Consider the following 15,264-nt stretch of genomic DNA (forward strand, 5'->3'; position numbering starts at 1 on the left):
CAGCATTAAGGCCGCTCATGCTTAGTCGGGCATATTCGCCCCTTCAGGAATTTTTTGTGTCAGACACTTCTTTTGCATCCCTGGCGCTGCCCAGCGCACTCGCCAGCAATCTAGACTCTCTTGGTTATCACCAGATGACGCCGGTTCAGGCGCAAAGCCTACCGCCGATGCTGGCAGGCCGCGACGTATTGGCACAGGCCAAAACCGGCTCGGGTAAAACGGCCGCTTTTGGCTTGGCGTTGCTGGCTGGGCTACGCATTGAGGCCTTTGCGGTTCAGGGGTTGGTGTTGTGCCCAACGCGGGAATTGGCCGATCAAGTCGCCGAGGAGCTGCGTCGTCTGGCCCGGGCCATGCCGAATGTGAAAATTCTCACGCTGTGTGGCGGGGCGCCGCTGGGGCCGCAGCTGTCATCCCTGGATCACGGCGCGCACCTTGTGGTGGGCACCCCGGGGCGTATTGAGGAGCACCTACGCAAAGGCTCGCTGACGCTGGGCTCGCTTACCACCCTGGTGCTGGATGAAGCCGACCGCATGCTGGATATGGGCTTTCAGGCGACCATTGATGCAATCATTGCCGAGACTCCGGCGGATCGCCAAACGCTGTTGTTTAGCGCAACATTCCCTGAGGAACAATCCTCAGGCGACCTAGCGGCGATGACGCGTGGCATCATGCACGAGCCGGTGACGGTAAAAGTCGCTGAGGTTCACGATGCCAGCACCATCGCGCAGCATTTCTATAGCGTGGCGGATGAAGCGTCGCGTTTTGCAGCGCTCAAGCAACTGTTATTGATTAACCGACCGACCACCAGCGTGGTGTTTTGTAACACCAAGCGGGAAACTCAGGCGGTAGCGGATCGGCTGGTGGATGCTGGTTTCAGCGCCGTGGCGCTCAATGGCGATTTAGAGCAGAAAGACCGCGACCGCATTCTGGTTCTGTTTGCCAACCGCAGCGCCTCGATCTTAGTGGCCACCGATGTGGCGGCCCGAGGCTTGGATATCGCCCAGTTAGATGCTGTTTTTAATTACCAGATCGCCCGAGAGCTGGATGTCCACGTGCACCGCGTTGGCCGTACCGGGCGAGCCGGGGCGAGCGGCATTGCCTGCACCCTGGTCTCGCCGCAGGAAACCTATCGCCTTGAACGGTTATCCGACGTGCTGGGTGAAACTCTGACGACCGAGCCGTTACCCAAGGCGTCTAACGCGGCACCGTTTGAACCGCCCATGGCCACGCTGCAACTGGCCGGCGGCAAAAAAGACAAGCTACGGCCAGGTGATATTCTCGGTGCGCTGACCAGCGAAGGCGGCGTGCAGGGGGATCAAGTCGGTAAAATCAACGTGTTGGCGCGAAGCGCTTACGTGGCGGTTGCGCGCGATGTGGTTCAACAGGCTCAGACCAAGCTTGAGCATGATAAATTAAAGGGGCGAGCCTTCCGTGTTCGCCGCATTCGCCATTAAGCGAGCATGATTAACGAGGAGCCAACGCAGCGATCCATGAAAATCCCTAAACGATTACAGCCCTTGGTCGATGACGGCATGATCGACGAAGTACTGATGCAGTTAATGAGCGGCAAGGAAGCACAGGTATACGTGGTGCGTTGCGGTGATGAGGAACGCTGCGCCAAAGTTTTCAAAGAGGCCAAACAACGTAGTTTTAAGCAGGCTGTGCAATACCAGGAAGGGCGCAAGGAACGTAACACCCGCCGCGCCAGGGCGATGGCCAAGAAAACCCGCTATGGTCAAAAAGAGCAGGAGCAGGCGTGGCTAAATGCCGAAGTCGATGCGCTTTATCGTCTTGCCTCAGCAGGCGTGCGCGTGCCCGAGCCCCACGGCTTTGTGGATGGCGTATTGCTGATGGAGATGATCAGCGACGCTGAGGGCAACGTGGCGCCGCGCTTGGACGAAGTAAAGCTCACGCCGGAGCAAGCCGAAACCTACTTCGCCAAAATCATCCAAGACGTGGTGCGTATGCTCTGCGCGGGTTTGATCCACGGTGATTTGTCGGAATTTAACGTGCTTGTCGATGCCTCCGGCCCGGTGATTATTGATTTACCCCAGGCCGTTGACGCCGCTGGCAATAACAGTGCAGCGGCAATGCTTTACCGCGATGTCGATAACATGCGCGACTATTTTGGTAAGTTCGCGCCAGCGCTTCTCGATACCCACTACGGCAAAGAAATGTGGGCGCTATACGAATCCGGCGAGCTGCATCCGGATAGCCAACTGACCGGCCACTTCAACTTTGATACCCATATTGCTGACGTTGATGAGCTCATGGAAGTGATCGACGACGCCAAAGAGGAAGAGGCCGATCGACTGGAGCGCATGCGTGATGATGAGGAGGATTATCCAGAACCGCCCCAGCCCTACTGACGTTCGTCGCCAGCGCCACCCTCGGCCCACAAGTAACGTAAGGAACTTTCATGCTTTCGCGTATGCTCACGCCTTTATTTCGTTACTTTGAAACGCGGGTAAACCCTTACCCCGAGGGCGACGTTACGACGCCGCCCCAGGGGCTTCCGCCGTTTATCTGGCATTTCTCGCGGCCTGTTTGGCCCCTGTTGCTGCTGATGTCGCTGTTTACCGGCCTGGTGTCCGCCGCCGAGGTGGTGTTTTTTAGCTACATGGGCGAGCTGGTGGACTGGCTAGGCAACGTCGAGCGGGCGAATTTCTGGGCCGAAAACGGCCCTTGGCTGGCCGGGGTAGGCGTGATGGTGCTGATTGGCCTGCCTCTGCTGGTATTGCTGCAGTCGCTGGTGACCCACCAGAGTATCTTCGGCAATTATCCGATGATTGGCCGCTGGCTATCGCACCGGCATATGCTCAGCCAGAGTCTGGCGTTTTATCAGGACGAGTTTGCCGGGCGGGTGTCGCAGAAGGTCATGCAGACCGCGCTGGCGATTCGTGAAACCGTCACCAAGGTGATGGATCTGCTGGTTTACGCGGTGGTGTATTTTACCGGCGCGGCGATTTTGCTGGGCCGTGCCGACCCTTGGCTGCTGCTGCCATTGGGGATCTGGCTGGCGGGCTATCTGGCGATTATGCGCTTTTTCGTGCCACGCCTGCGCGATGTCTCCATGGCCCAGGCGGATGCCCGGGCGCAGATGACCGGGCGCGTGGTGGATAGTTACAGCAATATCCAGACCATCAAGCTGTTTGCCGATACCCTGCGCGAACAGGACTACGCCAAGGACGCCATGGAAGGCTTTATGGGCACCGTGCATCGCCAAATGCGGCTAGTCACGATCATGAGCGTGTGCCTGACGCTGCTCAACACCGCGCTGCTGGTGGGCACCGCGGGCATGGCGATCAGTGCCTGGTACGTCGACGCCATTTCGTTGGGCGTGCTGGCTATTGCCATCGCGCTGGTGATGCGCATTCGCTTCATGTCCGACTGGATCTTGTGGGAGGTCGCCGGGCTGTTTGAAAACATCGGCACGGTACAGGATGGTATGAATACCATTGCCCAGGAGCCCACGATACGCGATGCGCCCAACGCCAACGCCTTGAATGTCCCTCGTGGTGCCATTGCGTTCGAGTCGTTGCGCTTTGGCTATGCTCAAGCCAAAGGCGAAAACAAAACCGTGTTTGATGGCTTGAGTTTGAACATCGCGTCGGGCGAGAAAATCGGTCTGATCGGCCGATCGGGGGCGGGCAAGTCGACCCTTGCGAATCTGCTACTGCGTTTCTACGACGTGCAGGGCGGGCGCATTCTCATCGATGGGCAGAACATCGCTGATGTCACCCAAACCTCGCTGCGCCATCAAATCGGCATGGTGACCCAGGACACCTCGCTACTCCACCGCTCGCTGCGCGATAACATTCGCTACGGCAGCCCCCACGCCAACGATGACGATGTCTGGGAGGCGGTGTGCCGCGCCCACGCGGACAGCTTCATTAACGATTTGGTCGACCCCAAGGGACGGCGCGGGTTGGATGCCCACGTGGGCGAGCGCGGCGTGAAGCTTTCCGGTGGCCAACGTCAGCGCATTGCTATTGCCCGGGTACTGCTCAAAAACGCGCCGATTTTGGTGCTGGACGAGGCCACCTCGGCACTGGATTCCGAAGTGGAAGCCGCCATCCAGGAGCAACTTGATACCTTGATGCAAGGCAAGACGGTGATTGCCATTGCCCACCGGCTGTCGACCATCGCCATGCTGGATCGACTGATCGTGGTGGATGAAGGGCAAATCGTGGAGAGCGGCACCCACGCCGAACTTTTGGCGCACGACGGTATTTACGCGCGCCTCTGGCGTCGCCAGTCGGGTGGATTTATTGGCCTTGATGTCGGTGCTGATCGCCCCAACGATTAATGTAACGATCATTCCACCCAAAGAGGTTTTCATGCAGGCGATTCAACTAAAAGCACCAGGCGGTCTCGATAACTTAACCGTTGTAGACCAAGCTGCACCCGGCGAACCGGGGGCAGGCCAAATTCGTGTGCGCTTGCACGCCAGCTCGCTGAATTTTCATGACTATGCCGTGGTGGCGGGGATGATTCCCACTGAAGACGGCCGTATTCCCATGTCGGATGGCGCGGGCGTTGTCGAAGCCGTGGGCGAGGGCGTGACGGAATTCGCTGTTGGCGACCCAGTAGTGTCGACGTTCTTTCCCGGCTGGCTGGAAGGCCCGGCGCGCGTCGGTGATTTCACGACCACCCCCGGCGATGGTGTGGATGGCTATGCGCGCGAGCAAGTCATCGCGCCTGCCCAGGCGTTTACCTACCAGCCGGCGGGTTACAGCCACGCGGAGTCGGCCACGCTGACCACCGCCGGGCTGACCGCCTGGCGTGCGCTGGTGGTTGACGGCGGCTTGAAAGCCGGCGATACCGTGTTGGTGCTGGGTACCGGCGGCGTGTCCATTTTTGCGCTGCAGTTTGCCAAGATGATGGGCGCGCGGGTGATTGCCACGTCGTCCTCTAATGAAAAACTGACGCGCTTGCGTGAGCTAGGGGCGGAGCACACCATTAACTACAAAGAGACGCCCGAGTGGGGCAAAGCCGTTCAAGCGCTGACCGAAGGCGAAGGCGTCGATCATGTTATCGAAGTGGGCGGCCCCGGCACGCTGCCGCAGTCTATCGATGCGGTCAAAATTGGCGGTCATATCGCGCTGATTGGCGTATTGACCGGGCGAGAAGGCGAGATCCCCACCGCCAAGCTGATGGCCAAGCAGGCCACGCTTAAAGGCTTGATCGTCGGCAGCCGTCGCGACCAAATCGAAATGACGCGGGCCCTCGAGGCTACCGGCACGCGGCCGATCATCGACCGAGAATTCGCGCTGTCCGAGATTGCCGATGCCTTCCGCCACCAGGAAGCCGGCAAGCACTTCGGCAAGATTTGCCTGACGTTCTAACGACGCCGTCGTTTAAACGCATTTGGGTGAACAGGAACGGCCATTCGCATAGGATGGCCGCTCTTTTATTTGCCAATGTCACCGTGACACGATGGCGTTAGAGCTACTCTAGATTATAACGTCGGCTAGTCCCGAGTGATTGCGTCAGGCATGCTAATCTTAATCTATTTAATTATTTTCGAGGCGGTATATGGCGCAGCGCTCTACGAAAGCCGATTTATCGCCATGGGACGTCGTGGCGCTTGAAACGTTTTGTACGCCCGAACGCACCCAATCTAGCCAGTGGCGGCGTAGTTGGCGCGCGGCAACTAGTTGGATGGGGGGCAAAGGGGCGTCCGAACGCCAGGCAAAGCAAGAGCACGAACTCCGCGCTTTACCCGAGGTGAAGCTGGCCCATTGGGCCCCTGAGATCGACTGGTCGCCTGCCGCTAGCGCTCTGGGCGAGATATTAGAGTGCCATGAGGAGGCCCCGGTGGTGCTGTTTATCTCACCACCTCACGGTGGCCACAGGGAAGTGGTGAGTCAATGGGCGGAGCACCAAGGGGTTGATTGCCTGCCGGCCCCTACCGTTGGCGAGCTTGCCGAGGGAAGCCTTGAATGGGTGGAGTGCTTAGCTCTTCAGCACCGCTGGGCAGTCCCCGCTCTGGAGCGGCATTTTTTACGTAACACGCAAGGATTGCAGGGCGTACGTGAGTTGTTAGAACGCGCCTTAAGCAGCCGTTTGGGGCAAGGGGTTATAGGTTGCGACAGCTGGACTTATGCGTACCTGAAGCACGCGGTTGGCTTGGAAGGCGTGCCGGTATTTGTCCTTCAGGCGTTGGAAGGTGAGCAGTTAGCGCACTATTTTGCTCATTTGCCCAAAGGGGGCGATTGCCCCACGGTATACAGCACCCGTACGGGTAAAAAGATTCTTTCTAACGGCGGCGAAAACCAACAAAAGGACGTCCATAAAGAGCTCCAGCGTCTGGCGGCGCATTGCCGAGGACATTTGGGCATTGCCTGGCACTACTGGCGGGAACGTCTGCGCGAGCCGACTGAAAGCGACGCCGCCGATCGTTCTTCAGAGCGTTCTCAAGCATCGCCTGAATCGCTGTGGCTGCTTGACGTATTGGCGGAGGCAGAACTACCCGAAGATACCGGGGATGTGGCAACGCTGCTGCTGCATACGCTGCTGATCCATGGGGGGCTTGAGGATCATGCGCTGGATCTTGTGCTGCCGTTTTCAAACCATGAAGCGCTAAACGCGCGGTTATCGCTGGCTCGCCAGGGAATTCTTAGCTGTCATCAACAGCGTTGGCAGGTGGCCCCGTTGAGCTACGCCAGCGTGCGCCAGTTGCTGGAATCACGACACTACCTTGTCGACCCACTTTAGGTACGCCTATGGACGAGCAAATGCAGTACGCCAAGTTGTTTAACGATATCGACAGCCAAGCGCTGATTACCCTTGGAGTGATTCTGGCAAGTACCATCTTATTGACGTTTGCCAGCCAGCATATGCTTACCTGGCTAGCCAATCGGCTTCATGGCCCCATTCGCTTTAGGGTGTTTGCGCTGGTGCCGCTCACGCGACTAGTGATTTTGATTACCGCGCTGGCGATTGCCGTGCCTATCGTTATTGAGCCTTCGCTGCGCAACATGGTAACGCTGCTTGGCGCGATTGGTCTGGCGATAGGCTTTGCCCTGAAAGAGTACGTTAGCAGCCTGATTGCAGGGGTGGTCTCGGCGGTTGAACTGCCCTATCGGCCGGGGGATTGGGTCAAGATTGACGACACCTATGGCGAAGTAAAGCATGTGGGGATGCGTACGGTCAGCGTTCAAACGCCGGATGATGACCTGGTGGCGGTTCCTCATCTTAAACTGTGGGATACCGCGATCTATAATGCCAACAATGGTGGGGTCAGCCTGCAATGTGTGGCCAGCTTCTATCTGCAGCCTGAACATGAGGCGGGCTGGGTGCGCAAAGCTTTGCGCGACGTAGCCCTGACCAGTGCCTACCTGAAATTTGATAAGCCGATCATCGTCATAGCGGAAGAGAAGCCTTGGGGTACCCATTACCGTATTCGCGCGTACCCGGTTGATCCGCGTCAGCAGTTTCTGTTCATCACCGACCTCACGGTGCGCGGCAAGCAGGTGTTAAGCGCGGCGGGCGTCATGCCCGCGCTGCTGCCTCCCGATGCGGCGCTGGATTCACAGGGTACAGCAGGTTAATGGCCGCAAATACCGACGCTCTATATTATTTGGGGCGTGGAATACCCCTGCCAACCGTAAATAAAGCGTTTTCTGTCGCTGTGTTTGCATAAGACCAAGGGCAATGAACGATTCAGCATGGCGATCGATAGGCTGCTGACACTGCCCCAGGCACTATTAGCATTGCGCGCGGCGCTGCGTTATTGCTCGCTTTCGGCAGGCAGCTCAGCGCTGTGGTAGACGTTTTGCACGTCGTCCAGGTCATTCAGCATGTTGAGCAGTTTTTCGAACATCGCCACGTCATCGCCTTCAACCGGTGTGGTGGTTTGTGGCAGAAACTGAATTTCGTCGGCCTCGAAGTCGACCTCGCCGAAGGTGTCCAGCAACGCCTGCTTGGCTTTGGCGTAGTCGGTGTGTGGCGCAAACACGGTGATGCGGCTGTCTTCCTGCTCGATGTCGGTGACGTCGACATCCGCTTCCATTAGCGCTTCCAGTACGGCTTCCTCGTCGCTTCCGGCAAACGAGAAAATCGCGCAGTGGTCAAACATATGGCTAACGCTGCCAGGAGTGCCGATTTTGCTCTTGGTCTTGGTGAAGCAACCGCGGACATCGCCAAAGGTGCGGTTCGGATTGTCAGTTAAGCACTCGACAATCACCATCGCATTGCCGGGGCCGAAGCCTTCGTAGCGTGCCGCTGAAAAGTCTTCGCCACCGGCGCCGCTGGCTTTATCCAGCGCCTTGTCGATGACGTGAGAAGGCACTTGGTCTTTTTTGGCACGCTCCATCAGGCCGCGCAATGCTAGGTTGCTGTTGGGGTCGGTGCCGCCTGACTTGGCGCAAACGTAAATCTCGCGACCATACTTACTGTAGACTTTCGTCTTCGCATCGGCCGTTTTGGCCATGGATTCTTTACGGTTCTGAAAAGCCCTACCCATGTTGACGTCCTGTAATTTGCCGTTGCCCCAGCTGATCAGGGGCATTATCAAAAGGCCAAAGTTTACCCAACAGCGTACCATGCTAACAGCGTTATTTGCGCTTGCCAGACGTCGCGTTAGTTGGTTTGGCGTACACTGGGTTGCTGATTATTGTCGATGTCTAGGGCATTAGGGACGATCAAGGAGGAAGCAATGCCGTTTTCATTATGGCTGTCGCTTGCGGCGGTATGCGCGATGGGCGCGATGTCGCCGGGGCCGAGTCTGGCGTTGGTGTTACGCCACACCCTGGGCGGGGGTAGGCTGGTGGGGATGACAGCCGCGCTATGCCATGCTGGAGGAGTCGGGATTTACGCGTTGCTTACCGTGCTGGGTTTGGGCGCGCTGATCGCTCAGTCGCCGACGCTTTTCCAACTGATTACCTGGGCGGGTGCGTTGTATCTGGCGTGGTTGGGCATCAAGGCATTGCGCGCAGGTAGTGCCGGGGCCATGCAGCAGCAGGGAATGGCCACCTCCAGTGCCCGCGCCGCTAAAGAAGGTGTGCTGGTAGCACTCGGTAACCCTAAGCTGATTATTTTCTTTATCGCGCTGTTGAGTCAGTTTGTAACCCCTGACATGAGCTTTCTTGCCAAAGCACTGATTGTGGTGACCGCCATGGTTATCGACGGCGGATGGTATGTGCTGGTGGCCGTTGCACTGTCGCATTCGCGGGTGTTGCCCTGGCTTCAACACCGTGCCCATTGGATCAATCGGATTACCGGCGTGTTGCTGCTAGCGTTGGCGCTTCGTGTGGTAGCCGGGCCGTTCAGCTAGACCGCTGGCCGAACTGGTGCGCAGTGCATAGACATGGCAAGGTAGGCGGTAAAATGAGGCATTTCAGGGGGGAGGCGGCACATGACATTTTATGATCAGGATTGTTATACCCACGTGGGCCAGCCTTTTAATCTGCGTGCGCTGCAAGGCCAGGTCTTGTTGGTCGTCAACGTCGCCAGTCGGTGTGGCTTTACCCCGCAGCTAAAAGAGCTGGAAATGCTCTACCAACGCTATCGCGACCGTGGTTTTACCGTGTTGGGTTTTCCTTGCGATCAATTTGCCCGGCAGTCACCGGAAAGCGCCGAAGCTTTTTGTGCGTTCGGCGAGCAGCAATATGGTGTGACGTTTCCGCTTATGGAGAAAGTGCGGGTTAACGGCTCTCAGGCCCACCCGCTTTTCGTGTTGCTTAAGCAGGAAGCGCCCGGCGTACTGGGAACGAAAGTGATTAAATGGAACTTCACCAAGTTTCTGGTTGGGCGTGACGGCAGGGCGATTGCCCGCTTTGGCCCCCGTGACCATGGCCGCTCCCTGCGGTTGCGTTTGGAACTCGCCCTCGACGAGGCTTAAGTCTCGCCGCGGGCGACCATGACTCGGTTCATTAGCTCGTTCCAGCGGTGGCGTACCATCATCGTCGTCAGGCCTGAAAACAGCGCCCAGCTTTTGCGTCGCCAACCTGTTAACCGTAGGTTGTGACCGACCAACTGCTGCATCAGTTTGCGGTCGTTAAACTGACGCCATTCGCTGGCGATAGATAATTGGTAGCGGGCCATCACTGGGGCCATTTCTAACCGGAACATCCACTCCAATTCGTTTAACGTCATTTGATAGCGCTGCACCACCTCTACCATTTGGGCGTAATCGCGTTCACTCGGTTCTCGATCCAGCCACAACGGGGCCAGCGCCAACCATAAATCGCCACGTTCATCGACTAGTTGCTGTGCGTTCATTTATAAAGCCTCGCGGGCGGACGTCATGGGTAAAGACAATATCCTGACGTGAAAGGTCAGTTAGCTCAATAGCGGACAGCGCCGCTTGAGACCGCTAGAATAACGCCACTGATGAACGGTGCGACGCCAACAAGTTATTTCGAAAAACGAGGTTCTCTGTGATTATTAAACCCAAAGTACGCGGCTTTATTTGCACGACTACCCATCCGATTGGCTGCGAGCAGAACGTTCGTGAGCAAATCGACGCCACCCGAGCGCGCGGTTTGGATAAAAGCGCCGGCCCTAAAAAGGTGCTGGTGATTGGTGCTTCCAGCGGTTATGGCTTGGCGGCTCGTATTACCGCAGCGTTTGGCTATGGCGCGGATACCTTGGGCGTGTTTTTTGAAAAGCCCGCTACCGAGAAAAAGCCCGGCACGGCGGGCTGGTACAACAGTGCCGCGTTCGACAAATTCGCCAAGCAAGAAGGGCTTTACAGCAAATCGATCAACGGCGATGCGTTCTCCCACGAAGCGCGGGAAAAAGCCATCGAACTGATCAAACAGGACATGGGAGAAGTCGATCTGGTGGTTTACTCGCTGGCGTCGCCGGTGCGCAAGCTGCCCGACAGCGGTGAACTCAAGCGCTCCAGCCTGAAGCCGATTGGCGAAACCTATCGCGCCACGGCGATCGACACCAACAAAGATGCCATTATTGAAGCCGAGGTAGAGCCTGCCACCCAGCAGGAAATCGACGACACCATTACCGTAATGGGCGGCGAAGATTGGGAGCTGTGGATGGAGGCGCTCGACGAGGCCGGTGTGCTGGCCAAGGGCGCGCGTAGCGTGGCGTTTAGCTATATCGGCACGGAAATTACTTGGCCGATTTATTGGCACGGGGCCCTGGGCAAAGCTAAGGAAGACCTGGACCGCGCTGCTGCGGCGATTGACAGCAAGCTGAAAACCACCGGCGGCGGCGCGAACGTAGCGGTGCTTAAATCCGTGGTGACCCAAGCCAGCGCGGCGATCCCGGTGATGCCGCTGTATATCGCCATGGTCTACCGCATCATGAAAGAGCAGGGCGTCCACGAAGGCACCATCGACCAGCTTAACCGTCTGTTCGGCGAGCGGCTTTATTCCGCGCAGAGCGGTGCGCTGATCACCGACGACGTGGGCCGCGTGCGCCTGGATGACTGGGAGTTGCGTGACGATATCCAAAAAGCCTGCCAGGATCTGTGGTCGGAAGCGACCACCGAGAACCTGTTCGAGATCACCGACTATGCGGGCTATAAGCACGATTTCTTGAAGCTGTTTGGCTTTGAGCGTGACGATGTCGATTACGATGCCGACGTTGACCCGCTGGTCGAGTTTGATGTGGTCAATCTATAAGCGCATGGCCTTGCCGCCATACGCGCGTTGCGTCATCGCAGGACGTCGGGCTTATGGCCCGGCGTTTTTGCATTTACACGGCGTATTTTTTTCCCCGCGACGCCGTCGCTGCCTTTACCCAAGCAATTGGTTAAGATGGCAGTTTGTTTTCGGCACGGCGGTTTCCCATGCAGCATAGCGCAGTCAATTCTCCCAATGCCGCCTCGCGAAGGCGGGTAGCGTTTGTCCTGCTGCCGGGGTTTTCGCTGCTGGCCCACGCCAGTGCGTTGGAGCCTTTGCAAATGGCCAACCAGCTCAGCGGGCAGATGCTTTATCACACCGTCACGCTGAGCATGGATAGCGAGCCGGTACGCAGTGGTGCGCAGCTTTCCGTACTTACTCAACACGCGTTGGAAAGCCCGCTTGGGCCGCTTGATTTGCTGTTGATCTGCGCCCCCACGCCACTACCTTATGCACTGCCCGCCAAGCTGAATGAGTGGCTGCGCGGGTATGTAGGGCGCGGCGTAATGTTGGGTGGGTTGGCTGGTGGCACCGAAGTACTGGCCCGCTGTGGTCTGCTGGAGGGCTACCGCGCCACGCTGCCCTGGCAACGTTTCGATGCTTTTGCCCAGGCGTATCCCCAAGTGACGCTTTCACAACAGCTGTTTGAAATCGATCGCGACCGGCTTTCCTGCGCGGGCGGAACGGCCGCCATGGACATGATGCTGACGTTGATTAGCCAGCATCACGGCGCGCGGTTGGCGGAGCAAGTCTCCGAGCAGTTTGTCTGCGATCGCATTCGCTTGGCGGACGAGCGCCAGCACGTACCGCTGCGCAGCCGCTTGGGCCACGCACCGCAGAGCCTGGTGGATGCCGTAACGCTGATGGAGGCCAATATCGAAGAGCCGCTTTCCACGCTGGAGTTGGCGGAGCACCTGGGGATTTCCCGCCGTCAGCTAGAGCGGCTGTTTAAGAAATATCTGCAGGCGGTGCCCAGCCGTTACTACCTTGATTTGCGTTTGCAAGAGGCGCGCAAACAACTGCGCGAGAGCGACCGGGCGGTAGGCGATATTGCGTTTGCCACGGGGTTCTCCTCGGGCGCACACTTTTCCACCGCCTACCGTCACCATTTCGGCATGACGCCGAGGGAAGAGCGCCTGGGTTAGAAGTATAAGATTAGAGGGCTTAGGTTAGCGTATCGACAATGCCGCCTTCCACGCGCAACGCGGCACCAGTGGTGGCGCTGGCTTGGGTCGATGCGGCATAGACGCTCATGCTAGCCACTTCTTCTGGCGTTGCCAGCCGCTGAATAATCGACGATGGGCGGTTCTCCTGTACAAAGCGGGCTTCAACCTCTTGCTGAGAGATACCTTCTTTTTCAGCGATTTCACCCAGCATATTAAGCACGCCTTCGGAACGCGTTGGGCCCGGCAAGATGGCATTGACGGTCACCTGGGTACCGCTCAATACCTTGGCAAGCCCCCGCGATACCGATAGCAGCGCCGATTTGGTCATGCCGTAATGAACCATTTCGCTGGGGATATTGATACCCGATTCGCTGGATAGGAACTGGATGCGGCCCCAATCCCGATCGCGCATACCTTGGGCATAGTGGCGAGAAAGACGCACTGCACTCATGATGTTAACGTCAAAAAACTGCTGCCAGGTCGCGTCGTCCACCTCGAAAAAATCCTGCGGGCCAAAGATACCCACGTTATTGATCAGTATATCGGTCTCCGGCTGCTGCTCGATCAGCGTCTGGCAGCCGTCGGCGGTGCCCAGGTCGGCGGCTACGCCCGTTGCCTTGGCGTTGGGAACGTCTTTCTTGATGGCCGCGATGGCTTCCTCAATTCGTGCCTGGGTGCGCCCGGTGATAACCACCTCGGCACCTGCATTGGCCAGGCCCTGGGCAATCGCAAAGCCGATACCTGCGGTCGAGCCGGTTATAATGGCGTGCTTGCCGTTAAGATCAATCTGCATGGGGTGTGCTCCTCTCTTCCTGAGTATCAGTACCTCACTACACAACTAATAACTTCATAGCTTGCTAATGAGTGTGGTGCTCTTTTAGGTTTCTTCAAGGGGGACTCAATATGATCTCTAGCCCAACACCCGTTTATGACTCGGCATTCGGCGGCATCACTACCCACTCCGGCTCCTCGAATTCGCCGATCAGGCGGATCTCGCAGCAGGCGGCCCCATGGCGGATGATCTCCTTTATCTCCGGGTTGGGCTGGGCTTCCATGGCGTCGCGGCTGGCCTTGCTGTCCCAGTGGGCAATGGCGATCAGGGTGTTAGGGTCGCCGATCTTGCGATGCAGTTCGGTGCCGCGTGCCCCTGGCGCCTGCTGGATGAGCTGGCTGGCGCGGAGCCAGGCGTCGGCGTAGTCCTCGGCACGGTAGCCGTCGCGGATATGCACTTCGAAGATATATTTCATGGCGCTTCTCCCTGTCGCTGCTGCTGAAACTTTCGATCCTGGGTCAGTGTATCCCGCCCACCGTCCTGATTCAGCTGCCTCTTTTCTCGCGCCGCTAGTCGAGCGCGATGCTCAGCGTCTGCCGGGCCTTGCAGGGGTAGCCGTGTCGCAGGTGCAGGGTGCGCTCGTCGAGGGCCATCACCACCGAAAACAGTGTCTCCATGCGTTCGGCATCGGGCAGATCGATGTCGGTGTGCTTGCAAATCGACATGGGCGCATTGTGGTGGTCGCTCAGTACGTCGAAAAGCGCGCTGACGCTGGCCCTGGGCGGTGGGTCGAGCAGCTCATCGAGGCGGCGTAGGCGCACATGGGAGTCGGGCTTGGGGAAGTCGGTGACACAGGCGGTCGCGGCGCAGAGGTGGTTGGTGTGGATCACCCTCCCGCCGCTGGGCTTGAGTACCCCCGGCGGCCCGGGGTGAACCTCGAAGCCGGCGGCCTGGCCTGCAGCGCTGGCGACCAGAAAGTGCGCCGGTGAGGCGACGCGATCCTCCGCGACGATGCGCTGGGCGCTGGTGAAACCGTCGCTCTCGAGAAGCTTGCGCAGGGCGACGTGGATCGGCAGACCGTCGCCACAGGTCTGCGAGCGGATGGCGTTGAGACAGACGCCGAGGCCGTGGGCGTTGAGGCCGATCTTGGCCAGCATCCCGGCCTCGCCGACGCTGACCAGCGGCGGGGCGTCGTCACCCTCTATGTGTAGTACCACCACGTTGTCGAGCTGGTCGAGGCGCCAGTCCCAGTTCTGGGCCAGCCACTGCCGACCCTGCTGGTAGAGCGAAAAGGCGGAACAGCCGCCGCTGGCCTGGGTTAGCGAGATCTCACTGCGGCAGTTGAGGGTGAGGATGTCGTCGCGCTGCAGGTCGGCGCCCTCGGCAATACCCTCGAGCTCATCCAGGATCGACGGAAAGCCGCGTTCGATAGCCGGTATAAAGCGCCGCGCCTCCTGTCGGGCTGCGGCCCAGTCGAGGCCTACAAAGTCTTGAAACAGCCGGTCATAGACCTCAATGCTGCGCTGAATCTGTGCGGCGTGGCGCTGGCCATGGGCCACGCCAATGGCATGGCGGCTACCACGCAGGTGGGTTACGTCGAGCATGCGGAGTGCTCCTCGGTGAGGGGAGTTACTCAAGCCTACCGCGAACAGCGTTGAAGTGCAGGTGGGGGCTTGGATATGCAGGCTCACGGATTTACTCGCCCTTGATGGCCGACACCGCTCGCCGATGCCTG

General features: G+C 58.5%; 15 protein-coding genes. 10 read left to right on the forward strand and 5 right to left on the reverse strand.

Going from position 1 to position 15,264, the window contains the following annotated elements; genetic code table 11:
* Positions 1–56 precede the first annotated feature (56 nt).
* The 6 genes from dbpA (at position 57) to BLR97_RS10060 (ending at position 7,556) form a co-directional block, all read left to right on the forward strand.
* Complete coding sequence (gene dbpA, locus BLR97_RS10035) at positions 57–1,454, forward strand: ATP-dependent RNA helicase DbpA (RefSeq protein ID WP_089705776.1); 1,398 nt, start codon at positions 57–59, stop codon at positions 1,452–1,454.
* Between the two features lie 36 nt (positions 1,455–1,490).
* Complete coding sequence (locus BLR97_RS10040; protein ID WP_089705780.1) at positions 1,491–2,369, forward strand: PA4780 family RIO1-like protein kinase; 879 nt, start codon at positions 1,491–1,493, stop codon at positions 2,367–2,369.
* 50 nt (positions 2,370–2,419) lie between these two features.
* Positions 2,420–4,309 (forward strand): ABC transporter ATP-binding protein, encoded by a 1,890-nt coding sequence (locus BLR97_RS10045; RefSeq protein WP_089705782.1) that lies wholly within the window; start codon positions 2,420–2,422, stop codon positions 4,307–4,309.
* 31 nt (positions 4,310–4,340) lie between these two features.
* On the forward strand, positions 4,341–5,348 hold the full coding sequence (locus BLR97_RS10050) for a zinc-dependent alcohol dehydrogenase family protein (protein ID WP_089706168.1): 1,008 nt from the start codon (positions 4,341–4,343) through the stop codon (positions 5,346–5,348).
* Positions 5,349–5,538: 190 nt separating this feature from the next.
* Positions 5,539–6,720 (forward strand): hypothetical protein, encoded by a 1,182-nt coding sequence (locus BLR97_RS10055; RefSeq protein ID WP_089705784.1) that lies wholly within the window; start codon positions 5,539–5,541, stop codon positions 6,718–6,720.
* A gap of 8 nt (positions 6,721–6,728) precedes the next feature.
* Positions 6,729–7,556 (forward strand): mechanosensitive ion channel family protein, encoded by an 828-nt coding sequence (locus tag BLR97_RS10060; RefSeq protein WP_089705787.1) that lies wholly within the window; start codon positions 6,729–6,731, stop codon positions 7,554–7,556.
* Positions 7,557–7,735: 179 nt separating this feature from the next.
* Here BLR97_RS10060 and BLR97_RS10065 read toward each other — a convergent pair whose 3' ends face one another.
* The gene (locus tag BLR97_RS10065; protein ID WP_089706171.1) at positions 7,736–8,470 is read right to left on the reverse strand and encodes a YebC/PmpR family DNA-binding transcriptional regulator; all 735 of its coding nucleotides are present in this window, start codon (positions 8,468–8,470) and stop codon (positions 7,736–7,738) included.
* 192 nt (positions 8,471–8,662) lie between these two features.
* On the opposite strand from BLR97_RS10065, the gene BLR97_RS10070 reads away from it, so the two are divergent.
* Positions 8,663–9,280 (forward strand): LysE family translocator, encoded by a 618-nt coding sequence (locus BLR97_RS10070; protein WP_089705790.1) that lies wholly within the window; start codon positions 8,663–8,665, stop codon positions 9,278–9,280.
* 81 nt (positions 9,281–9,361) lie between these two features.
* Positions 9,362–9,847, forward strand: coding sequence for a glutathione peroxidase (locus BLR97_RS10075; RefSeq protein WP_089705793.1), 486 nt, complete (start codon positions 9,362–9,364; stop codon positions 9,845–9,847).
* On the opposite strand, the gene BLR97_RS10080 is transcribed toward BLR97_RS10075, so the two are convergent.
* Entirely contained in the window at positions 9,844–10,227 is a 384-nt protein-coding gene (locus tag BLR97_RS10080; RefSeq protein WP_089705796.1) for a DUF7079 family protein, read from the reverse strand. The genes BLR97_RS10075 and BLR97_RS10080 overlap by 4 nt on opposite strands.
* Before the next feature lie 158 nt (positions 10,228–10,385).
* On the opposite strand from BLR97_RS10080, the gene fabV reads away from it, so the two are divergent.
* The gene (gene fabV / locus BLR97_RS10085) at positions 10,386–11,591 is read left to right on the forward strand and encodes an enoyl-ACP reductase FabV (RefSeq protein WP_089705799.1); all 1,206 of its coding nucleotides are present in this window, start codon (positions 10,386–10,388) and stop codon (positions 11,589–11,591) included.
* A gap of 167 nt (positions 11,592–11,758) precedes the next feature.
* Positions 11,759–12,736 carry a GlxA family transcriptional regulator gene (locus BLR97_RS10090; RefSeq protein ID WP_089705802.1) on the forward strand — a complete coding sequence of 326 codons (978 nt, stop codon included), beginning with the start codon at positions 11,759–11,761 and terminating at the stop codon, positions 12,734–12,736.
* A 19-nt stretch (positions 12,737–12,755) separates the two neighbouring features.
* Here the strand turns inward: BLR97_RS10090 and BLR97_RS10095 are convergent, their stop codons facing one another.
* From BLR97_RS10095 to BLR97_RS10105, 3 genes are all read right to left on the reverse strand, one after another.
* Complete coding sequence (locus BLR97_RS10095) at positions 12,756–13,550, reverse strand: SDR family NAD(P)-dependent oxidoreductase (RefSeq protein WP_089705805.1); 795 nt, start codon at positions 13,548–13,550, stop codon at positions 12,756–12,758.
* Positions 13,551–13,683: 133 nt separating this feature from the next.
* Positions 13,684–14,004, reverse strand: a complete 321-nt coding sequence (locus BLR97_RS10100) for an antibiotic biosynthesis monooxygenase family protein (RefSeq protein WP_089705808.1) — start codon at positions 14,002–14,004, stop codon at positions 13,684–13,686.
* A gap of 94 nt (positions 14,005–14,098) precedes the next feature.
* Positions 14,099–15,133, reverse strand: coding sequence for a C45 family autoproteolytic acyltransferase/hydrolase (locus tag BLR97_RS10105; protein WP_089705811.1), 1,035 nt, complete (start codon positions 15,131–15,133; stop codon positions 14,099–14,101).
* Positions 15,134–15,264: the final 131 nt, after the last annotated feature.

The sequence above is a fragment of the Vreelandella arcis genome (assembly GCF_900103865.1).
Lineage (GTDB): Bacteria > Pseudomonadota > Gammaproteobacteria > Pseudomonadales > Halomonadaceae > Vreelandella > Vreelandella arcis.